This is a genomic window from Mycolicibacter icosiumassiliensis, assembly GCF_900078685.2.
GTDB classification, from domain to species: domain Bacteria; phylum Actinomycetota; class Actinomycetes; order Mycobacteriales; family Mycobacteriaceae; genus Mycobacterium; species Mycobacterium icosiumassiliensis.
In genome coordinates, this window is record NZ_LT546166.1 from 2,065,035 (window position 1) to 2,086,868 (window position 21,834).

Genomic DNA, 21,834 nt, shown 5'->3' on the forward strand with positions numbered 1-21,834 from the left:
AATACCTGCATGGCAGACTCGCCGCGGGTTCGCCGCTCGACCGCACTCGGTTACGCACTGCTGGCCCCCAGCCTGTTCGGCGTGGTGGCGTTCCTGCTGCTGCCGATGCTCGTCGTGGTGTGGCTGAGCCTGCACCGCTGGGATCTGCTGGCGCCGATCAGCTACGTCGGTGCGGAGAACTGGCGGTCGGTCCTGACCGATCCGGTGTTCGGCAATTCCCTTGCGGTGACGCTGCTTTTCGTCGCGATCGTCGTCCCGCTGCAAACCCTGTTGGGCTTAGGTGTGGCGGTCCTGTTGGCCCGCGGGTTGCCCGGCAGCGGCTTCTTCCGCACCGTGTACGTGCTGCCGTGGATCTGCGCACCGTTGGCGATCGCGGTGCTCTGGCGCTGGATCCTCAGCCCCACCGGCGGCGCCGTGAGCACCATGCTCGGGCATCGCATCGAGTGGCTGACCGATCCCGGGCTGGCCCTGCCGGTGACCTCGGCGGTGGTGGTCTGGACCAACGTCGGCTACGTCGCGCTGTTCTTCCTGGCGGGCATCCTGGCCATCCCGACCCAGGTACTGGCGGCGGCACGCATCGACGGCGCCAACGGGTGGCAGCGGTTCTGGCGGGTCACCTTGCCGATGCTGCGGCCCACCATGTTCTTCGTGCTGGTCACCGGCGTAGTCAGCGCGGCGCAGGTGTTCGACACCGTCTACGCGCTGACCGGGGGCGGACCGGGCGGGCGCACCGACCTGATCGCCCACCGCATCTACGACGAGGCCTTCGGGGCGGCGGCCGTCGGCCGGGCCGCGGTGATGGCACTGGTGCTGTTCACCGTGCTGGTTGGTGTCACGGTCGTTCAACAGCTTTCGTTCGGGCGGCGGGTCAGCTATGACCTCACGTAACGGCGTCGTGTACGCGCTGCTGACGCTCGGTGCGCTGATCACGCTGGCGCCCTTCGGGCTCGGGTTGTTGACGTCGTTCACCCCGGCCCGCCAATTCGCCACCGGCACTCCGCTGGCGTGCCCGCATCCGCCGACGCTGGACAACTACGGCGATCTCGGCGGTGCCGGATTCGGCCGAGCGGCGGCCGTCACCACGCTGATGACGGCGGTGATCGTGCTCGGGCAGCTGAGCTTCTCAGTGCTGGCCGCCTACGCGTTTGCGCGGCTGGAGTTTCCGGGCCGCGACACGTTGTTCTGGGTGTATGTCGCAACCCTGATGGTGCCGGCCACCGTGACAGTGGTGCCGCTGTATCTGATGATGGCCCAACTGGGTCTGCGAAACACGTTCTGGGCGTTGGTGTTGCCGTTTGTATTCGGGTCCCCGTATGCGATCTTCCTGCTACGTCAACATTTCCGCACCGTCCCCAATGACCTGATCAATGCCGCGCGCCTCGACGGAGCCAACACCCTGGACGTGATCGTGCACGTGATGCTGCCGGCGAGTCGGCCGATCCTGGTCACTCTCGGGCTGATCACCGTGGTCTCGCAGTGGAACAACTTCATGTGGCCGCTGGTGATCACCAGCGGCGACAAGTGGCGAGTGCTCACCGTGGCCACCGCCGCCCTGCAGTCCCGCTACAACGCGCAGTGGACGCTGGTGATGGCGGCAACCACGGTGGCGATGATTCCGCTGATCGTGCTGTTCATGGTGTTCCAGCGCCGGATCGTGCAGTCGATCGTCGTCACGGGGATCAAGTGACCCGCCCGCGGTTCTCCACCCTGTTCACGATCGCGGTGCTCCTGGTGGCCGCACTGTTCGGCTGGGCGGCGGTACTGCTCGACGACGCCTCCACCCGATCAGCCGGCGGCACGACGGTGGTGACGGTACGACTGTGGGACGAACAGGTCGCCACCGCCTACCGGCAGTCGTTCGCCGCGTTCCACCAGGCGCACCCCGACATCGAGGTGCGCGTCAACGTCGTGGCCTACGGCACCTATTTCGACACGCTGCGCACCGACGTGGCCGGCGGCGGCGCCGATGACATCTTCTGGCTCTCCGACGCCTACCTGGCCGGCTACGCCGATAGCGGCAGATTGATGAAAATCGATGCAGCGGGCGCGGATTGGGAACCCTCGGTGGTCACCCAGTACACCCGTGACGGGTCGCTGTGGGGGGTGCCGCAGCTGACCGACGGCGGGATCGCGGTGTACTACAACGCGGATCTGCTGGCCGCCGCTGGAGTCGATCCCACTGCGTTGGCACGGCTGCGCTGGGATCCACACGGCGTCGGCGACACCCTGCGCCCGCTGCTGAAGAAGCTCACCCTCGACAGCGCCGGGCGTGCTTCAGGCACACCGGGCTTCGACGAGCGTCGCGTCAAGCAGTGGGGCTATAACGCCGCCAACGACCCGCAGGGCATCTACCTGAACTACATCGGCTCAGCCGGTGGAGTGTTCCAGCGCGGCGACGAATTCGCCTTCGACAACCCACAGGCGGCCGCCGCCTTCACCTACCTGGTGCAGCTGATCAACGGCGACCACGTGGCACCGCCGGCCTCGGAGACCAACACCAACAGCGACTTCTCCCGCAACCAGTTCCTGGCTGGGAAGATGGCACTGTTTCAATCCGGCACCTACAACCTGGCGGCGGTTGCCGAGCAGGCGAAGTTCTCCTGGGGGGTGGCCATGCTGCCTTATGGGCCGGCGGGGCGGGTCAGTGTCACCAACGGCATCGCCGCTATGGGCAACGCCGCCTCGAAGCACCCGGATGCGGTGCGGGAGGTGCTGGCCTGGCTCGGCAGCTATGACGGCAACGCGTACCTGGGGCGCCACGGGGCGGCGATCCCGGCGGTGCTCAGCGCGCAACAGGTCTACTTCGACTATTGGGCACAGCGCGGGATCAACGTCGATGACGCCGATCACGGTGTCCTCCTTGATCACCCTGTTGTTCAGCCAGCCGAGCTTGGGCAGCATGCGTTCCCGGTAGTGGTCTTTGACGTAAGAACTGCGAACGATGCGGTGTACCTCGCCGTCGTACTCGGCGGAGACTTTGAACTCCTCCCAGCCCATGTCCAGCACCGCGAAGAGGCGCCCATTGATGTACACCGGAATCTGCGTCTTCGGAATGGGAAACCCGGCGTCTATCAAGAGGAGCCGGAGCCAGGATTCCCTCAGTGAGTCCGCTCCCCCGTCCACCAGCGGCATAAGCTCTCGAAGCTGCTTCAAGCCCCTCGCTCCCGGGTAACGCTGCGCCAAGCCCAAAACATCGTTCGCGCAGAACGGCCTCGCCCGCGCCAAAGCATCAAGGCGCCCCAACGCCTCTCCCCTGGGCAGGTGTCGGGCTAGGTCGAACGCGGTGCGTGCAGGCGTGGTGACGGTAAGCCCCCTGATGATGGTGATCTCGTCGTCCGCGAACCTCTCATTGCGGACGATGATCCCGTTCGGTGACGGGTTCTTTCGCGACAGCAGCTCAACCGGGATATCTGCATCCACCCAGTCCGCGCCGTGCAACGCGGACGCTGCGACGCCGGCAATCACAGCGCCCCGTCCAGACCAGAGCCACGCTCCGACGATCCTGTCGTGCAAGGTGGCCTGCTGGAACTTCGGGAAGTACACATCAGGGTGGAGCCGGCGGAACCAGCGCGTCAGCCCGTGACGAGTCACGGCGCCGATCGCGAGGGCCTCGCTGCCGATGAAGACACGCTGCACACCGGCAGGATGCGGGCCAACCAGCTCATCCGCACTTCACCCCCCGCGAGATCGGGTTCACGCAGGGAAAGTGCGAGTGGCTACCTGCGTGAGTGGGATCTCGCGGCAGTCAGGCCCAGCACGCGGAAATCAAGTAGTAGCCAGCACCGTCAGTTCGAGAGCCACTGCCGCACCGCACATCACGACCACCACCACCAGGGCCACCAGGTCGGACAACCCCGGCCGCGCCGGTGATGCGGAGATCTGGCCGATGCCACCACGAGCGGTGATCGCGTCCCCCATCTCATCAGCCCGGCGAAGAGTCACGGTGATAGCCGCCGTGAGCAGATCGACGGCTTCGCGAGCCCATAAGCGCCGGCGTTGCCGCCGGGTGCGGGGCTTGGGCCGCGGCCGCAGGCGCCGCGCGGCGTAGAGCACCCGGAATTCGTCGATCAACATCGGAAAGGCGCGCAGCGCCAGCGCCAGCGCCACCGCCCACTGGTCGACGGGAATGCGAAGCAGCCGCAGCGGTCGACCCAGCGTGGCCACCGCGGGAGCGATCTCGGCGACATTGGTGGTCCACGACACCATCGCACCGAGCCCGAGCAGCACGATCGACAGCGCGGTGATCCGTAGGAAGTACAACAGCCCACCGAAACCGGCCGGGTCGCCGCCGGACATGGCCGCGGTCCCGCCACCGATCACCAGCAACACCCACAGCCAACGGGGTACCGAGGGCAGCGCGCCGCGGGGGATGCGAGCAATCCTGGCCGCGCCGAACACCAGCAGTGCCACCGCACCGATCGTGAACCAGCCGGGATAGAAGGTCAGCAACACCGAAATGCCGAAGACCACGATCAGCTTCGTCCCGGCCCACAGGCGGTGCATGGCGGAGTCGCCGGGAACCGGCCGCAGCAACACCACCGGTCGGGGGGCGCTGCGCGCCTGCCCCGTCACGTCGCACCCGCCGGCGCCGGCACCAGTACACCGTTGTGCAAGTGCAGTGTCCGCGGGCACAACTCGCCGAGGCCGGCGAAATCGTGCGAGATGACCACCACGGTCAGACCACTCTCGCGCCGCAATTCCTCCAACAGTCGCAGCAAGCCGTCCCGGCTGTCGGCGTCGAGACCGGCCAGCGGCTCGTCGAGGATCAACGCCCGCGGAGACCGGGCCAACAGGCCCGCCAGCACCAGGCGGCGCATCTGCCCGCCGGACAGCTGGTCGATGCGCCGGCCGGCCAGCGCCGCGTCTAGGCCGACGGCAGCCAGTGCGGCACTGACCCTGGCGTGGTCGCGCGACGAAAAGCCCGCGGCAGAAGCCACTTCCCGGCCAACGTAGCTGCGCATCAGCTGCAGCCGAGCCGCCTGGAACGACAGGGCCACGGCCCCCACCTGCTGGTCGGCGGGCCGGCCGCCGAGCAGGCAACTGCCGGTGGTCGGAGTCGTCAGGCCGGCCATGATCCAGGCCAGGGTGGACTTGCCCGAGCCATTGCCGCCATGGATCAACAACCCGTCGCCTTCGTCGACGCTGAAGCTGATGTCGCGCAGCGCGGTCTTGGCCCAGGGTGTACCGGCGGCGTATTCGTGCCCGACGCCGGACAGTTCCAGCACCGGCGGACCGCAGGGTCCTCGATCGGCCGGCGCGGCGGGCACCTCGGCGGTCTCCACCATGGCGGTGTTGTCGCGGGACCCGGACAGGTCGATGGTCCGGTCGGCGCTGCCGGCCTCGTCGTTGTAGTGGGTGATGTGCACCAAAGAGGTGCTGTGCCGTTCGGACAGTCCCGACAGCACCCCGAGCAGCGCCTCTCGTCCTTGCGGGTCGACCATGCTGGTGACCTCGTCGGCGATCAGCAGTGCGGGCTCGCGGGCCAGCGCCGCCGCCACCGCCAGCCGCTGCAGCTCCCCGCCGGACAGGCCGCCGGTGTCCCGCTCGGCGAAACCCGCGAGGCCGACCTCGCCGAGGAGTCGCTCGACGTCGGTGGTGGTGCCCGGCGGCAGACCCCACACCACGTCGTCGGCGACCCGGGTGCCCAGCACCTGACTCTCTGGATGCTGCATGACTACCGCGGTGCCCCCGGGCGCCCCGAGCCCCACCGCACCGGGACGTTCGACGGCGCCCGCAGTAGGGGCCCGCCCAGCCAGCATCAACATCAGGGTGGTCTTGCCCGACCCGTTGGCGCCGGTGACCGCGACGTGCTCGCCGGCGCCCACTTCCAAGCTCACCGGCCCTAAGGCGTCATGGTCGGACTGCGGATATCGGAACCGCACCTGATCCAGCCGGACCGGGACCGGCGCCACCGGGCCGGTCTCGACCGGAAGATCGAGTTTGTGCACGTCGGGCACCCCGCGGAGCCGGTGGAGCACCCGGGACAACGCCCACCACCCGACCAGCGAGACGATCATGACGCCGATAGTCATCTGGGCCAGGATGAGCCACTGCCAGTACTGCAGCAGCACACCGAGAAATCCGTTCAGGTCCTGGGCGGCCCGCTGGAATTCCGGCAGCGGCACCCGGGCCAGGGCAGCCGCGGTCCCGTGCACATTGGCGGTGATCGCGTCGAAGATCAGGTGGCGCAGCCGGGACAACACGGTAAGGGCCAGCACCATAGCGGTGCCGAAGATGCCGCCGGCCACCGCGGAGGCCAGGATCACAGTGGGCAGGCCACGGCGATGGCGCTTGATGACGCCGGTCAAGCCGCCGATGTAGGCGCTGTTGACCACAGTCATGAAGCCGCCCATGCCGGCGATCAAAAACGCGATAGTCGCGGCGGCGACGGTGGCGGCGATCAACACGCGAAGCCGGTAGCGGTAGGCCAACAGCCCCATCGGTACCGTGCCGAGCATCGCCAAACCAGTGGCGAAGGGCACCACGACCGCGATGATCGCCGTCGCCGCGCACAGCGCCGCCATCACAGCGGCCTGCGCAATCTCGAAGGGCTGCATCGACCGCGCCCGGAGTCGGTTTACGCCCTGGCCGGTCTTCGTCACCCGTCGATTCTGCCAGTCGCTCGCAGCGCCCCACCCGACCCGGACCGAGCTGTTCCACTTTCGTGCACCCTTGTGAAATACTCGCCAGATGGTCGCCCCCGCCGAGGTCAGTCTCGGAGCCGATTTGCTCAGCGTTGTCTCCCGGCTGAATCGGCTCGCTACCCAGCGAGTCGCGCTCCCTATCCCGGGAGCACAGGCTCGACTGTTGTCCACTATCGAGGACCTGGACGTGGCCCGGATCTCCGACTTGGCGGCGGTGGACCACTGCTCCCAGCCGACGATGACGACTCAGGTGCGCCGACTCGAGGACGCCGGCCTGACCACCCGCACCCCCGACCCGCTCGACGCCCGCGCCGTGCTGATCCGGATCACCGACAAGGGCATCGCGACCATGGCACGGGTCCGCCAGGACCGGGCCGCGGCCCTCGACCCCGAACTGGACCGGCTGTCCGACGAAGACCGCCGGACGCTCTCCGACGCGGTTGAGGTGCTGCACCGATTCCTGGCCGAGGCTGGCCCGACCCGTCCGGTGCGCTAAGGCGGTAGGGCGGTAGGGCGGTAGACACCCCGCTCGCCCATCCATCCAGCAGCCGCAATTCGGCTGAGATGATTCCGGCCCGACCGTCTTTTCGAATATGCTCAACAGCGGCATCGGCCGAAGCGATCCCAGGCCTCCTGCGGCCCCCGCGGCTCGCCCACTGGGTTGCCAGTCTTCGGGGGAAGGACATCGTGGCGGATAGATTGGCGCTGGTCACCTCGATCGCCGCCCAACTGATGGCGACCACACCGTCGACGGCAGCCGCGGTCAGTGAGCGGGTGCTGCAGACGTTGGTGGAGCAGCTGAACGTCGATGCCGGATTCCTGCGCCACAACGACCACGAGATCAGGGCCTCCAAGCTGGTGGCCGAATGGCCGCCGCGCCCGGACGCCCCGGAGCCCGACCCGTTGGCGGTCGTTTCCTTCACCACCGCCGATCCGGTCTTCACCACCTGTGCGCACGGCAAGCGGGTGGCGGTCATCCGGCCGGAACCGGACGAGTCCGGGTACGTGCGCCAGATGGCGATGGACCATGCCATCGAATCGCTGTCGGTGGCCACCGCGCCGCTGATCTCCGGTCCGGTGACCATCGGCATGCTCGGCCTGGTCAAGTTCCGCCGACCCAAGTGGCGGCCCGAAGAACTCAACACGATCGAGGCGATCGCATCGCTGTTCGCGCAGTTGCAGGCCCGTGTCGCGGCCGAGGAGCGACTGCGCTACCTGGCCGACCATGACGACCTGACCGGCCTGCACAATCGCCGTGCGCTGGTCGCCCACCTGTCCGAGCGACTCGTCGCCGGCAACCCCGGACCGGTCGGCGTCTTCTACATCGACCTCGACCGGCTCAAACCGATCAACGACTACCTCGGTCACGCCGCCGGCGACTGGTTCATCCAGGACTTCGCCCGGCGACTGCGCGCGTACGCCGGGAACCGGACCATGGCGGCCCGGATCGGCGGGGACGAATTCGTCGTCATCCCGGACTGGCCGATGTCGATGGCCAGCGCCGAGACGTTCGCCGACCGGCTGCAGGGCGCATTGCGCGAGCGGGTGGAGATCCAGGGCCACACCGTCAACAGCACGGTCAGCGTGGGCGTGACGGTGGGGCTGCCCGGGGAGGACACCAGCGCAGGGCTACTGCACCGCGCCGACGAGGCCGTCCTGGCCGCCAAACGCGGCGGCGGCAACCAGACGGTCAGCTCCACCGACGACATGTCGTTGAAGAGCTTGTTCCGCAAGGACATCGAACTGCACATGCAGGGCAAGATCGACGATGAGTCGTTGCTGTTGTACTACCAGCCCGAGGTCGATCTGTGGAGCGGCGCCATCGTCGCGGTGGAGGCGCTGGTCCGCTGGCGCCATCCCACCCGCGGGTTGCTGTTGCCGAGTTCGTTCATCAGCATCGCCGAATCCGCCAACCTGGCCGATGATCTGGGCCGGTGGGTGATGCGCACCGCGTGCGCGGAATTCAGCCAATGGCAGACCAACGGCGTCCGGACCAACGCGACCCTGCGCGTCAACGTCTCGCCCGTCCAGTTGGCCGCCCGCGGTTTCGTCCAGAACGTGGTGGAAACCATCAACGAATTCGGTCTACGCCCCGGCTCGCTGTGCCTGGAGATCACCGAGCGCGCGGTGGTGCAGAACATCGAGAACACCCGTCGTACCCTCGCCGAACTGCGCGAAGCCGGGGTGCAGATCGCCATCGACGACTTCGGCACCGGTTACGCCGTCCTGTCACACCTGAAGGATCTGCCGGTCGACACCCTGAAGATCGACACCGTGTTCGTGCGCGAATTGGGCGTCAATCCGGGCGATCTCGCGATCGTGCGAGCGATCATCGCCCTGGCCGAGGCGTTCGGCCTGCAGGTGGTCGCCGAGGGTGTGGAGACCTCAGCGGCCGCGCTCACCTTGATGCGGCACGGCTGTCACCGAGCGCAGGGATTCCTGTTCTCCCGCCCGGTGCCGGGCCCCGCCGCCGAAGCGATGCTGGCGTCACGCTGGATGGCGATGCCCTTCCTGGCCGACAGCCAGGCTTTGGTGATCTGACAAGAAAGTCGCCCGGTTGAAAACGGCACGCAACCGCACCCCCGTCTGCCTGCCGGCGAGCGCTGCGGTCGGTGCGGTGCACCAACGCGGCTCGGCGTGCGGCGGCACATGGCGATGCGGACCCCTCAAGGTGCCCCGGGCGAAGCTTGGGGAGGAACTCACCGGCGCCGGCCCCGGCGCACGCCTCAGCGCGCCCGATCCGTACAAACCAGTCCCTCGCATAACCGGAGATAGTACATACCTTTTGGATGGTGTTCAATCCATACGAGACTGTGCGTCACCTCACGTCGATGGTCTAGGTGTGGCCCGCGTCGCGGTCACCAACCGGCAGCGGCGAACACCGCACACGCCGTCGGCGGTGCCCGTCATAATCAGATCCATGGAGCGACGGCGGAACGCGCAAACCCCTCTGGCACCGATGGACACACTGCGGCAGCTGCCGGCCCTGGTCGCGCTTGAGCGGATTCCCGTTCCGGTGCTCGCGATCGCCGACGACGGCACCATTTTGTTCGCCAACAGCGGGTTCGCCGCCATGCTGGGCTACACCCAGGAAGAGGTGCTGACCCTAGAGTTTCGGCAGATCTTCGGTCAGGTACCACCGGCCGAGGAATCGGCTCTGTCGGTGATGCATTCCCTGGCCAATCTGGTTGTTTCCCTGGAACATCGGGACGGCTCGACGGTGCGCGCCCTGATGAGCAAGTCAGCGCTCGAACGCGCCGACGACCGGGTTGCGCTCGCCACGTTCCAAGACCTCACCGAACAACTCTGGCTGGAGGAGCGCTAGCGCGTTCAGCGTTCGGCGGCTGTCCCGCCGTTCTGATAGCGCTGCGCGTCGCGCGCCAGGAACTGCCGGAAATACGGCAGTGAGTCGGCCACCACGATCGCGGGCAACAGCGTCTCCCACATCCGGCACACCCGGCCGATGCTGTCACCGGTGTAGTACGTCAGCAGCCACGTCCCGAGCATCGCCGAGGTGATCGACTCGGCAACTTGGCGGGCGTCGAGGTCTTCGCGCAAGTCGCCCTCGGCGATCGCGCGCGCAGTCTGGGCGGCAATGACGTCCGCCCACTCGCCGCCGACCTCGGCCCCCAATTCGTTGGATTCGGCCAATGCGAAGACCAAATGACCCGCGGCCCGCGCCTCCTTGTCGACGGACAACAGCTCCGTGACGGCGAACATGCCGTGGATCATCCCCTCCAAGGCAGGCGAGGACGGTTGGCACATGCTCCGAAACCTGGTCAAGACCGTGGCGAAACCACCCTCGATGATGGCCGTCACCAACGAATCCATCGAGTCGAAGTGGTGGTACAGCGCCCCCTTGGTCACCCCGGCCCGCTCGATGATCGCGGTTCGCCCGGCAGCGACGTAGCCGGCCTCACCGAAAACGTCGATGGCCGCATCGAGCAGCTTGCGCCGAGTTGCCTCGGAGCGGACCTGACGCGCCATCAGCCTGCCTCCCCGTCGGGCACCGCGGACTTCTCCTCCGCCGAGGTGGTCTTGATTGCCAACGTCGTGCGCCGCCGAACGAACTGAACGAAATAGTCGATGCGATCGGCGGGCACCACGCTGGGCAGCACCACCGACCAGATCCGCTCCAGGTCACGCAGGAATCGTTCGGGCTCATCAAGATTGCCCGCCTGCCGCAACCCCAGGTACAGCGCCACCATCATCCGGGCCACATCCTGCGGATCGCGATCGAGAATGTCGCCCTCGGTGATGGCCCGCCCCGTCACCACGCTCAACTCCTGAATCGCGTTGTTGAGGACCGTGGCCTGCAGCCCCTCACCACCGCCGACTACCGGAAGCAGATGCAGCATCGCTCGGGCACTGTCGCTGGTGAGATCTTCGATGGCCATGAGGTAGCCCACGTCAAGCAGTGTTTCCAAACCGGAAAGTTTGCGGTCCACCAATGCCCGGATCGCTGTGCCCGTCTTGGCAAGTTGTTCGTCGATGACGGCCAAGGCAAGCGCATGCTTCGAGCGGAAATGGAAATACATCGCGCCCTTGGTCAATTCGGCTTCAGCCAGAATGTCGTCCAGGCCGACGTCGTGAAAGGGCCGCTGGGCGAACTGATGCGCAGCGGCACGGATGATCTGCTGACGCGTCGCATCGGCGCGCCGGTCGGTCGACTCAGCCAACGCGCAATCTCAGCCTCGTCGCTGACCAGCAGTCGTACCACACCCGGGCTACGGTATCAGTCGAATGAGAAAGTTGACTCATTTCTATACTTGAAATCGTCATTCACCTCTGGTGACATTCCGAAAACGCCAATTCCGTGGTGCCAGATTGTATTCGGTCTGCTTGAGACTGTCGCGCCGGCGATCACCGTCTTCCGGCTAGTCGGCGGGCATCGCGAAGGCGAGGAACTGGGTCACCTCGCGCGGCGAGAAGTTGTCGTCGCTGACCAGTACCACCGTCCGCCGACCATCCGCCAGACGCGGGCCCAGCGTTAGCCCCTCGATGTTGTCCAGCGGGTCCAGCCCAGGCGTGGTGGACAGGTCGGCCGCCAGAGTCTTGGTCATCGGAGTCACGGCTGCACCCGCCAGCGCGGGCATACCGAGCACATCGGTGGCACCGGCGATCTCGGCGCGAAACAGCCGTACCGTCGGGCGGTCGCTGAACGCGCGCTCGATCACCAGGAACGCGGTGTCCGACAGGGCCACCAGGTCGGTGAGGCCGTTGGTTTCGGCCGGTGCAGCCGCAGGTTCCAGCGGGTAGGCGTATTGGGCGACCGGCGCGCCGGAGTCGAGGCGGTAGGCGGTGATGCGCGTCAGTGCGCCGTGCAGCCGATCCGGCAGCGGGCCGTCGTCGTATCCCGGACCCTCCATTGCGGCGAACAGCATTCGCCCGTCGGCGGTCACCGTCAGGCCTTCGAGGGTGGTGTTGCGCCGCGGCCCGGTGGGCTGGGCAGACATCGCCAGCTGCGGCGGCATGGTGAACTGGCCGAGGTAGCTGCCGTCCAGCCCGGCGGTACGCACCCACGGGTCGGCCAACACCGCACCGCGTGGGCCATCGGTGCGCCGCTCCCCCTCGGAGGACCAATACAACCGCTGCCGACGGGCATCGAACGCGATGCCTTCGGGGTCGGGCGGTATGACCGGCGGCGTTGCGTCGAAAGCCTGCGGCTCAAACGGGCGTCCGCCGGCGTCCAGCAGCGGGTTCATCGCACTGATCGCCACACCGTCGACGCCGCGCTCTGACACCGAAAGCCGCACCGTGTAGAAGCGGGCCGGCCCGTGGGCCGACCGGTCGTCACTGATCACGTAGTAGCAGTCGCGGCCGGGGTCGTAGCTGATCCCGGACAGGCCACCCACGGCGGTACCGGCGAACGTGGTGTTCGGCGCGAGCACAGCCTGACCGAGATACTGCAGTCCGGCTGTCGCCGTGGGGATGTCACACGGTGCGCACCCCGCGAGCGCAGCACCGCCGGCGAGCAGCACACCGCACAGTGCCGGCAACCGGCTCAGAGTCTCACGCACATCGATAATCTAAACCCGGTTTACCGGTGGCCCCGCGTGGATACGGTGGATGAGGTGACCACTTCCGATGCCCTGCGCGACACCTTGGACGGCCGCTGGCGGACGGTGAAAAACCAGGTCCGGGTCACTCTGTGCGATGAGAAGTTTCGTCCGCACTACACACCGAACACGGCGATCGCCCGCGCCAAGGTCGCCGAGCAGCTCAGGATCATGGCCGGCTCCGGCGTGGCAGCGGACAGTTTCCGCAAGGAACACGGCGGCACCGGCGACGTCGGCGCGGCGATCACCATGATCGAGATGTTGGCCATGTCGGATCTGTCGCTGATGGTCAAGGCCGGGGTGCAGTGGGGGCTGTTCGGAGGCGCGGTGGAGAACCTCGGCACCGAACGCCACCACCGCGCCTACGTCGAGAAGATCATCGACCTCGACGTACTCGGGTGCTTTGCGATGACCGAGACCGGCCACGGCAGCGACGTGCAGTCACTGGAGACCACCGCCACCTACGACCCGGCAGCCCAGGAATTCGTGATCGACTCCGCCACCGGATCGGCACGCAAGGACTACATCGGCGGTGCCGCCGAAACCGCCACCGTTGCAGCAGTTTTCGCCCAACTCATCACCGGTAATGAAAACCACGGTGTGCACTGCTTCCTGGTGCCGATCCGCGACGCGCAGGGTAAGGATCTGCCGGGTGTGACCACCTCGGACTGCCACTACAAGGGCGGCCTTCCCGGGGTGGACAACGGACGCATTGTCTTCGACCACGTCCGGGTACCCCGGGAGAACCTGCTGAATCGCTACGCCGACGTGGAGCCGGACGGCAGTTACCGATCGTCGATCGAGAGCGACGGCCGGAGGTTTTTCACCATGATCGGCACCCTGATCCGGGGCCGGGTCTCGGTGGGCGGCAGCGCGGGTGCCGCCGCCCGGGTCGCGCTGGACATCGCTACCCGATATGCGTTGCAGCGCAGGCAGTTCAGCGCCCCGAGCGACGACGGGGACGATGGGGACGACCACGAGGTGCTGATCATGGACTACCTGGTTCACCAGCGCCGGCTCTTCCCGCTGATCGCCCGCTCCTATGCGCTGCAGTTCGCCCAGAACGAGCTGGTGGGCCGATGCCATGATCTGCAGACCGCTGACGAGCCCGACGCCGAGGAGCAGCGCGAGCTGGAGGCACGAGCAGCCGGACTCAAAGCGGCCAACACCTGGCACGCCTCCCGGGCCATCCAAGAGGCACGCGAGGCCTGCGGCGGCGCGGGGTACATGGCCGAGAACCGGTTGATCGCCCTGCGCGCCGACATCGACGTGTTCACCACGTTCGAGGGCGACAACCACGTGCTGACACAGCTGGTGGCCAAGCAGCTGCTGACCACGTACGCCGATGACATCGCCGACATGAGCCCGGCCGGGTGGGTGCGGTTCGCGGCCGAGACTGTCGGGGATCGGGTGCTCAAACGCACTGCGGCCGAGACGATCATCCAGACCATCGTGGACGCCAGGCAGGACAGCGAGGAGGAGGGCAGCCTGTTCAACCGGGGCACGCAGGTGCACATGTTCGAAGACCGCGAAGAGTATCTGCTCACCTCGGTGGCGAGGCGGCTGAGGGCCAAAGCCCAAGAGCTGGGCGACTTCGACGCCTTCAACGCGGTACAGGACCACATGTTGCATGCGGCCACCGCTCACATCGATCGGGTCGTGTTGGAGGCGTTCGTGGCCGGAATCGACTCCTGCCCGGACCCCGATGCCCGCGAACTGCTGGAGCTGGTGTGCGACCTGTACGCGCTCAGCGTCATCGAGGACGACAAGGCCTGGTACATCGAGCACCGGTATCTGTCCACCGATCGAGCCAAAGCGGTCACCCGTGGCATCAACGACCGGTGCCGGAAACTGCGGCCGCACGCACAGACTCTGATCGACGGGTTCGGCATCCCCGAAGAATTGCGGTACGCCGAAATGCTGCATCCGGAACACCTGTCGGTACCGCCCGCCGGTGCGTCCGCCGGTTAACCGCCTTTATAGGCTGTCTGGACCCCAGACCGAACAAAGGAGTACCTCTCATGGCGTGGTTCCTCGCCCTGAATGCCACCCCCACCAAGGGCGTGCAAGCGCCCACCTATGAGCTGCACGAAACCGCTGATCTCGAGCGGATCACCGAGGAGATGGCCACCTTCGCGGCCACCGACCGGGCCGTGGCGGTTCCCGCCGTCTTCAACAACGGCCGCCAGCAGGTCACCGTGTACGTGCGTCCGGCCGCCTGGGGCGCGTGGGCGATCTACGAGCTCAGCGAAGAAGAGCGTCGCGAGATGATGGCCAACAATCCGCTGGTCAACGCGCTCGCCCAGGCCCGTGCCGCCAAGCAACAGGGGCCGCAGTCACAGCAGGCGCCGGCGATGTTCGCACCGCAGCAGCCGCCTTCGCAGGCGGGTCCGTCGGTGATTCCCCGGCTGGACTAACGCCGCCGGCCTCAAACGTGGCTCCCCCGGGTGGACTCGAACCACCAACCCTCCGGTTAACAGCCGAATGCTCTGCCAATTGAGCTACAGGGGATTGCTGTCCTCGCGGACTTGCAAGACTCTAGCGCATACCGAAACCACCGCGGTGCAACGGGGGTCGCACCCGGCCCCCGTTGCACCGCGTGAGGCAGGATGGAAGCACTGCATCGACTGTTCTAAGGGGCCGCATTGATCGGGTATGTCGTGGTGATGGGGGTCGGCTACGTGATGGGCACTAAAGCCGGCCGCCGCCGCTACGAGCAGATTGTCGGCACTTATCACGCGGTGACGAGCAGTCCGGTCGCCAAGGCGCTGATCGACAAGGGGCGGCGCAGCATCGCCGATCGGATCCATCCCGATCCGACGATGGTCACCCTGACCGAACTCGAGGACGGCATCACGGTGGTGCGGCCAGAGGAGCCGGACGACGACCCGCAGCGGTGAGCTCAGGCGGTCAGATCGTCGCCGCTGGCCTGCTCCAGCAGGCTGCGCCGATAGGCCTCCATGGCCACCAGATCGCCGAAGAGCGCGTGGTATTCGTCACTGTGCTCCACCGGTGACATGCGCTGCAGTTTGGACTTGACCTCGGCGATCTGTCGGCCCACCCACACCTCTTGCAGCCGGGCCAGCACCCCGCCGATATAACGCGGCAGCTTGTCCTCATCGACGCGGATGGCCTCCACGCTCAACTCATGGATCAGCGCGGTGGTCAGCGACGAGGGCGTCTGCTCACGCACCGTTTCGATCCACTGCGCGCCGCCGGGCCCAGCCACCCCGGCGGTTCCTCCCGCGGCATCGATGGCCGCGCGCACCGCGGCATAACCGGGGTGGGTGAAGCTCTCCACCGTCAGGGTGTCGAACACCGGCCCGGCCAACGCCGGGTACTGCAGTGCCGCCTTGAGTGCCTCACGCTGCGGCCACAACGTCGGATCGGCCGGGTTGGGTCGGGCGACCGCCGGCTGTTCGGCGGGGCTGGCGGCCGCGCGGGACGCCTGACGGTCCCGAACCGGCCCGCTGGCTCTGGCATCGCCCTTGGCCTCGTTCTTGGCCTGCGCACGTACCCGGCCGATCACCTGCGCGACGTCGTCCCAGCCCACCCAGCCGGCCAGCTGGCGGGCGTACTCGTCGCGCAGTGTCGGGTCCTTGATCGCCGCGACCATCGGCACGCAACGGCGCAGCGCAGCGACCCGGCCCTCGGCCGTCTCCAAGTCCATCTCGGTGAGCGCGGTGCGCACCGCGAACTCGAACAGCGGGGTGCGGCGTGCCACCAAGTCGCGCAGCGCCTCGTCACCGTGTGCCAGGCGCAGATCGCACGGATCCATGCCATCGGCGGCGACCGCGACGAACGACTGCCCAGCCAGCTGCTGTTCACCCTCGAGCGCTTTGACCGCGGCGGCACGTCCCGCCGCGTCGCCGTCGAAGACGTAAATCAGTTCACCCCGAAAGAACTTGTCGTCCATCATGAGTCGGCGCAGCATCGCCAAGTGCTCATCGCCGAAGGCGGTGCCGCACGAGGCAACCGCGGTGGTGACACCTGCCAGATGCATCGCCATCACATCGGTGTAGCCCTCGACGACGATCGCCTGGTGCCCCCGGGCGATGTCTCGTTTGGCCAGATCAAGGCCGAACAGCACATTGGACTTCTTGTAGAGCGTGGTTTCGGGGGTGTTGACGTACTTGGCCTCCATCGGGTCGTCGTCGAACAGCCGACGGGCACCGAACCCGATCACCTCCCCCGCCGCGGAACGGATCGGCCACAGCAGCCGGCGGTGGAATCGGTCCATCGGACCGCGGCGCCCCTCCCGGGACAGGCCCGCGGCCTCCAGTTCCTTGAACTCGAAGCCCTTGCGCAGCAGATGTTTGGTCAGGCCGTCCCAACCCGACGGGGCGAAACCGCAACCGAACCGTTCAGCGGCGGCGGCGTCGAAATTTCGCTCGGTGAGATATTTGCGCGCCGGTGCTGCCTCGGGAGTACTGAGCGCCGCAGCGTAGAACTCGGCGGCCGCCGCATTGGCGGCGATCAGCCGGCTCCGGCCGCCGCGCTCGCGCTGGATGTTGGTCGCCGACGCGCCGGTGTAGGTGATGGTGTGGCCGACCCGGTCGGCCAGCAGCTCCACCGCCTCGACGAAGCTGGCGTGCTCGATCTTCTGTATGAAGGCGTAGACGTCGCCGCCTTCGCCACAGCCGAAGCAGTGGAAGAGGCCGTGGTTGGGCCGCACGTGGAAGGACGGCGACTTCTCGTTGTGAAACGGGCACAGGCCCTTCAGAGAGTCCGCGCCGGCACGCCTGAGCTGTACGTAGTCGCCGACCACGTCCTCGATCCGGACACGTTCGCGGATAGCGGCGATGTCGCGATCGGAGATACGGCCTGGCACCGGGTCAGTCTAGAGCGCCGTATCTGCCTAGCACCCTGATGTCGCCACCGCCCATGCTTTAATGACGGGTCAACTGCTGCGTCAGGGGCGTAAATGAACTCGAAACGGGTCTGGTTGGTGACCCTTGCCGCCGTCGCCGTGCTCGCTGCGGCCGCGGTGACGACCTGGCTGGTGCTGCCCGACCGGTCGCGGAGTGCGGCCGGCGTCACCGGCGAGACCGTCAAGCAGGTGCTGCTCAACGGCACCGAGCTGACCGCAATGCTGGATCAGCCCTTCACCACTGTCACCGGTCCGCCGTCCTACGGCGGCCTGGAGGCGATGGACGATTCGGCGACCCCCGGCGACTGCGTCGGAGTCCTCGACGTCGCGCAGCGAAGCGTGTACGCGTCGGCGCCGGTGCAGAGCTACGCGCGTGAGACGTGGATCGACTCCGAGCCCGCCCGGGACGGATTCAAGCCGCTCGACACCCGGGTGATGTTCGTCAAGGAGGCCGTGGTCGCCCTGCCCACCGCCGCGGACGCCCGGCAGCTGTTCGAGAAGTTCGCCGAGCAGTGGAAACACTGCAACGGGCAACCGGTCAACGCGACCGACCCGGATACCGCTGGATCGCCGCACCTTCCCGGCACCGAAATGCACATCACCGACGTGCGGGTCACCGAGGACGTCCTGGCCGCATCGATCGTGCTGGACAAGAGTCCCAAGGCGCCCGACACCCGCGCTATCGGGGTGCGGGACAACTGCATCGTCGGAGTCCTGATCGCCTTCACCGGAACCGAGAACGCCAGTGGTTCCGGCGACCCGCAGACCAGCAGCACCGATGTCGTGCGGGCGATGATGGACAAGGTCGCCAAGCTCGGCTGAGTTCACTCACCTCGCAACGAGGCGTTCCAGCCGCCCCTCGGTGCACGACGCTATCTGGTCGACGATCACCCGCAGCCGCGCATTGTCGTCGGCCGCGGCGTTAAACGCTGGAACGAAGATCGGGTCCAGGCTCTCCGGTGCCGTGGCGAGTAGCCGGTGCGCGACCTCGTGCACCTGCTCGCGCTGGGCGGCCTGAATCCTGCGGTGCTGATCCGACGAAATGATGAACTGCACCGCAAGGGTTTTCAGCACGGCCACTTCGGCCCGCACCAGTTCAGGCACTTCCAGATCCGCTTGGTAGCGGGTCAGCGGCCCGGGGCCGGCGGCATCGTGGGTGGCGGTGATCGCCGCGGAGGCGAAGCGCCCGACCAGTTCACTGGTCAACCGCTTGAGTGCCACCGACGCCGACAGGGTCACGGGGAATTTGCCGTAGGCACCCACCGCAGCCAGCACCGGCAGTTCGGTGAGCCGGCGAGCCGCCCCAGCCAGATCGTGCACCCCCTGGGGGTCACCCAGACGCGTCAGCTCGGCCACGGTCGACGCATCGGCGAGCACCCGCAAGTCGATCCGGCCGGAGATGACGCCGTCTTCAACGTCATGCACCGAGTAGGCGACGTCGTCGGCCCAGTCCATGATCTGCGATTCCAGACAGACGCGTCCCTCCGGTGCGCCGCGGCGCATCCAGTCGGCGGCCTCTCGGTCGTCGTCGTAGAAGCCGAACTTGGTCCGTACCGAGCCGTCTGTCGCGCGGCGCCGCCACGGATATTTGGTGACCGCGTCCAGCGTCGCCCGGCATAGGTTCAGGCCCGCACTTGCACCGTCGGGACCCATAACCTTGGGCTCCAAGCTGGTCAGGATGCGGAAGTTCTGCGCGTTTCCCTCGAATCCGCCACAGCTCGCGGCGATTTCGTTGAGCGCCTGCTCACCGTTGTGTCCGTAAGGCGGGTGGCCGATGTCGTGAGCCAGCCCGGCCAAATCCACCAGGTCAGGGTCGCAGCCCAAGCCGATGGCCATCCCCCGCCCGATCTGCGCGACCTCCAGCGAGTGCGTCAGGCGGGTGCGCGGGGTGTCCCCGTCGCGGGGGCCGACGACCTGGGTTTTGTCGGCCAGCCGGCGCAGCGCGGCACTGTGCAGCACCCTGGCCCGGTCGCGAGCGAAGTCGGTGCGGTGCTGGCCGCCGGTTCCGGGCAGCCCGGCGGTTTTCGACGACTCCGCCACGATGCGTTCGCGGTCGTGCGCGTCGTAGCTGTCGCAAGAGTTTGTGGCCACCGCCGCCAGTCTATTTTGACCCGACCCGGGACCCTGACACGGCGGGCCGAAGTTCGGCGCCCGACCGCCGCGAAACCAGGCGGACCGGTCGCAGAATCGGCGTCGATCACTCGCCGATCGCATATAGATTTACCGGCATGCGCATCACCCGCCTGGCCAGCGCCGCCCTGGCGTTTCTCATCGCCGTGCTGCTGGTAGCTCCAAGCGCCGCGGCGCAGCCTCCGATGCATCTGCCCACCCTGATCACCGACAGCGCCGGGGCGCTCTCGCAATCGGAGCGCGCCGGGGTGCAGGACGCGATCGACAAGCTCTACGCCGACCGGCACATCCGGCTGTGGGTGGTCTACGTCGACGTGTTCTCCGGGCAGACCGCCGAGGACTGGGGACGCAGCACGGCGCGGCTCAGCGATCTGGGCAGCAACGACGCCTTGCTCGCGGTGGCCACCGCCGACCACAGCTACGCCTTCCTGGTGTCCAACGGGATCTCCGAGATCAGCTCGGGCAAGGTCGACGCGTTGCGGCGCAACCAGATCGAACCGGCCCTGCACCGAGGCGACTGGTCCGGTGCGGCCTCGGCGGCTGCCACTGGACTCGACGCCGCCGCCGCTCCGACCGAGGTGAGCTGGGCACCGATCCTGATCGCCCTGGCGGCGGTGGCGGCCGCCGGCCTGGTGCTGCTGCTGGTGGTCCGTCAGCTGCGGCGCCGGCGCCGCGCCGCTGCACTGGCGGCGGCCCGACGCGTCGATCCGACCGACCCCAACGCGCTGTCCGACGTCCCGGTGTTCGCGCTGGACGCCCTGTCGCGGGAGAAAGTCGTCGAGGTCGACAACGCGGTGCGCACCAGCACCAACGAACTGGCGCTGGCCCTCGACGAGTTCGGCCAGGAACGCGTTCGGCCGTTCGCCCAGGCCGTCGCCTCGGCCAAGGCGGCCATGGAGCACGCCTTCACCGTGCGCCAGCAACTCGACGACGACATCCCCGAGACCCCCGCCCAACAGCGCGACTTGCTGACCGGGGTGATCGTCACCGCCTCGCAGGCCGCCCGGGGGTGAGCGCCCCCGCCTCGAAGGCCGACCGCGAACTGGAGACCCAGCGCGCCGCGTTCGAGCAGTTGCGCGACCTGGTGCTCAACGCCGGCGACCGCCTCGACACACTGACCCAGCAACTGGTCGAGCTGACCGGACGCATCCCGGCCTCCGAGCAGCACCTGGTCGAACTGCACACCGAATTCGACGCCACCGCGCTCAGTACGGTGTCCGGCAACGTCAAGACCGCACAGGATCGCGCCGCCTTCGCCGAACGCAACATCACCCGGGCGCGCAGCCTGGCCAACCGGCCGGTGACCGGCGGCCAGAGCGAGCTGGTGGATGCGGTGCGGGCCGCCGAATCGGGGCTGGGCCAGGGCCGGGCGCTGCTCGACGCGGTCGACAACGCCGCCAGCGACATCCGTCACGCGGTCGCCACGCTGCCCGAGACCATCGCCGACGCGGAAGCCGGTGTCGCACAGGCCACCGAACAGCTGCAGCGCGGGGTGGGCACGCACTCCGCCGAGCTGTTGGCTGCTCGCGATGCCGTGGTCAAGGCCGTGGCGACCGCCCGCACTTCGGGAGATCCCCTGGGGGCCTTCACCGCGCTGATCAAGGCCGACGGCAATCTGGACCAGCTGCTGGACACCGTGGCCGAGGAACGCGCGGCCGCGGAGCGGTTGGCCCGCACGCTCGAGCAGGCCCTGTTCACCGCGTCGTCGCGCATCCGCGCCGTGTCCGACTACATCGACACCCGTCGCGGCAGCGTCGGCCCGGAGGCGCGCACCCGGCTGGCCGAGGCCCGGCGCCGCCTCGATGCCGCCCAGGACAAGCGCGCCACCGATGTCGCGGGTGCCATCACGGCGGCCAACGGCGCGGCCACGCTAGCCGCCGCGGCGCAGTCACTGGCCAAAGCCGACGTGCAGGCTGCCCAGCGGGATTACTACGGGCGCTACGGCGGTGGGCCGGGAGGCGGCAACGACACCGGCGCCATGCTGGGCGGCATCATCATCGGCAACATCCTCTCCGGTGGAGGCGGCGGCTTCGGCGGTGGCGGAGGGAGCGGTTGGAGTCCGACCTCGTTCGGCGGCTCGTCTTCGGGCGGGGGCTTCTTCGGCGGCGGCGGCCGCTTCTAGCCCTCGGGT

At 67.7% G+C, this 21,834-nt stretch carries 16 protein-coding genes, 1 tRNA gene and 2 pseudogenes; 11 read left to right on the forward strand and 8 right to left on the reverse strand.

Features of this window, described 5'->3' with window-relative positions; all coding sequences use genetic code 11:
* The first annotated feature begins 9 nt into the window (after window positions 1-9).
* The 3 genes and pseudogenes from BN4346_RS33795 to BN4346_RS33805 form a co-directional block, all read left to right on the forward strand.
* Window positions 10-888, forward strand: coding sequence for a carbohydrate ABC transporter permease (locus BN4346_RS33795; RefSeq protein ID WP_067971453.1), 879 nt, complete (start codon window positions 10-12; stop codon window positions 886-888).
* Window positions 875-1,687, forward strand: a complete 813-nt coding sequence (locus BN4346_RS33800; RefSeq protein WP_067971456.1) for a carbohydrate ABC transporter permease — start codon at window positions 875-877, stop codon at window positions 1,685-1,687. Before BN4346_RS33795 ends, BN4346_RS33800 begins: the two co-directional genes overlap by 14 nt.
* Window positions 1,684-2,835: pseudogene (locus tag BN4346_RS33805) on the forward strand (ABC transporter substrate-binding protein); the annotation flags it as partial. The gene BN4346_RS33800 and the pseudogene BN4346_RS33805, both read left to right, overlap by 4 nt.
* A 930-nt stretch (window positions 2,836-3,765) precedes the next feature.
* On the opposite strand, the gene BN4346_RS33810 reads toward BN4346_RS33805, so the two are convergent.
* A complete protein-coding gene (locus BN4346_RS33810) occupies window positions 3,766-4,503 on the reverse strand; it encodes a CbiQ family ECF transporter T component (protein WP_078058630.1) in 738 nt (245 codons plus the stop codon).
* A gap of 65 nt (window positions 4,504-4,568) precedes the next feature.
* On the reverse strand, window positions 4,569-6,557 hold the full coding sequence (locus BN4346_RS33815) for an ATP-binding cassette domain-containing protein (protein WP_067971463.1): 1,989 nt from the start codon (window positions 6,555-6,557) through the stop codon (window positions 4,569-4,571).
* A gap of 133 nt (window positions 6,558-6,690) precedes the next feature.
* On the opposite strand from BN4346_RS33815, the gene BN4346_RS33820 reads away from it, so the two are divergent.
* The 3 genes from BN4346_RS33820 to BN4346_RS33830 all read left to right on the forward strand — a co-directional run bounded on the left by BN4346_RS33820 (window position 6,691) and on the right by BN4346_RS33830 (window position 9,969).
* The gene (locus tag BN4346_RS33820) at window positions 6,691-7,140 is read left to right on the forward strand and encodes a MarR family winged helix-turn-helix transcriptional regulator (protein ID WP_067971466.1); all 450 of its coding nucleotides are present in this window, start codon (window positions 6,691-6,693) and stop codon (window positions 7,138-7,140) included.
* A gap of 236 nt (window positions 7,141-7,376) precedes the next feature.
* Window positions 7,377-9,185 carry a putative bifunctional diguanylate cyclase/phosphodiesterase gene (locus BN4346_RS33825; RefSeq protein WP_067972367.1) on the forward strand — a complete coding sequence of 603 codons (1,809 nt, stop codon included), beginning with the start codon at window positions 7,377-7,379 and terminating at the stop codon, window positions 9,183-9,185.
* Between the two features lie 418 nt (window positions 9,186-9,603).
* On the forward strand, window positions 9,604-9,969 hold the full coding sequence (locus BN4346_RS33830) for a PAS domain-containing protein (RefSeq protein WP_096867511.1): 366 nt from the start codon (window positions 9,604-9,606) through the stop codon (window positions 9,967-9,969).
* 5 nt (window positions 9,970-9,974) lie between these two features.
* On the opposite strand, the gene BN4346_RS33835 is transcribed toward BN4346_RS33830, so the two are convergent.
* The 3 genes from BN4346_RS33835 to BN4346_RS33845 form a co-directional block, all read right to left on the reverse strand.
* Window positions 9,975-10,631 carry a TetR/AcrR family transcriptional regulator gene (locus tag BN4346_RS33835; protein ID WP_067971471.1) on the reverse strand — a complete coding sequence of 219 codons (657 nt, stop codon included), beginning with the start codon at window positions 10,629-10,631 and terminating at the stop codon, window positions 9,975-9,977.
* A complete protein-coding gene (locus BN4346_RS33840) occupies window positions 10,631-11,323 on the reverse strand; it encodes a TetR/AcrR family transcriptional regulator (protein WP_067971474.1) in 693 nt (230 codons plus the stop codon). Before BN4346_RS33840 ends, BN4346_RS33835 begins: the two co-directional genes overlap by 1 nt.
* 198 nt (window positions 11,324-11,521) lie before the next feature.
* Window positions 11,522-12,664, reverse strand: coding sequence for an esterase-like activity of phytase family protein (locus BN4346_RS33845; RefSeq protein ID WP_067971478.1), 1,143 nt, complete (start codon window positions 12,662-12,664; stop codon window positions 11,522-11,524).
* Between the two features lie 45 nt (window positions 12,665-12,709).
* Here BN4346_RS33845 and BN4346_RS33850 point away from each other — a divergent pair, with 45 nt between their 5' ends.
* Both BN4346_RS33850 and BN4346_RS33855 read left to right on the forward strand, forming a co-directional pair.
* Entirely contained in the window at window positions 12,710-14,674 is a 1,965-nt protein-coding gene (locus tag BN4346_RS33850; RefSeq protein ID WP_067972371.1) for an acyl-CoA dehydrogenase family protein, read from the forward strand.
* A gap of 50 nt (window positions 14,675-14,724) precedes the next feature.
* Entirely contained in the window at window positions 14,725-15,120 is a 396-nt protein-coding gene (locus BN4346_RS33855; protein ID WP_067971482.1) for a hypothetical protein, read from the forward strand.
* Window positions 15,121-15,138: 18 nt separating this feature from the next.
* Here the strand turns inward: BN4346_RS33855 and BN4346_RS33860 are convergent.
* A tRNA-Asn gene (locus BN4346_RS33860) sits at window positions 15,139-15,214 on the reverse strand.
* A 134-nt stretch (window positions 15,215-15,348) separates the two neighbouring features.
* On the opposite strand from BN4346_RS33860, the gene BN4346_RS33865 reads away from it, so the two are divergent.
* Complete coding sequence (locus BN4346_RS33865; protein WP_067971485.1) at window positions 15,349-15,603, forward strand: hypothetical protein; 255 nt, start codon at window positions 15,349-15,351, stop codon at window positions 15,601-15,603.
* Window positions 15,604-15,605: 2 nt separating this feature from the next.
* Here BN4346_RS33865 and dnaG read toward each other — a convergent pair whose 3' ends face one another.
* Window positions 15,606-17,534: a DNA primase gene (dnaG, locus tag BN4346_RS33870; RefSeq protein ID WP_067971488.1), complete on the reverse strand. Its 1,929-nt coding sequence runs from the start codon at window positions 17,532-17,534 to the stop codon at window positions 15,606-15,608.
* 93 nt (window positions 17,535-17,627) lie between these two features.
* Here dnaG and BN4346_RS33875 point away from each other — a divergent pair, with 93 nt between their 5' ends.
* Complete coding sequence (locus BN4346_RS33875) at window positions 17,628-18,395, forward strand: sensor domain-containing protein (RefSeq protein ID WP_096867512.1); 768 nt, start codon at window positions 17,628-17,630, stop codon at window positions 18,393-18,395.
* Between the two features lie 6 nt (window positions 18,396-18,401).
* On the opposite strand, the gene BN4346_RS33880 is transcribed toward BN4346_RS33875, so the two are convergent.
* Complete coding sequence (locus tag BN4346_RS33880; RefSeq protein WP_067971490.1) at window positions 18,402-19,664, reverse strand: deoxyguanosinetriphosphate triphosphohydrolase; 1,263 nt, start codon at window positions 19,662-19,664, stop codon at window positions 18,402-18,404.
* A gap of 137 nt (window positions 19,665-19,801) precedes the next feature.
* On the opposite strand from BN4346_RS33880, the pseudogene BN4346_RS33885 reads away from it, so the two are divergent.
* A pseudogene (locus BN4346_RS33885) lies at window positions 19,802-21,825 on the forward strand (TPM domain-containing protein).
* Window positions 21,826-21,834 lie beyond the last annotated feature (9 nt).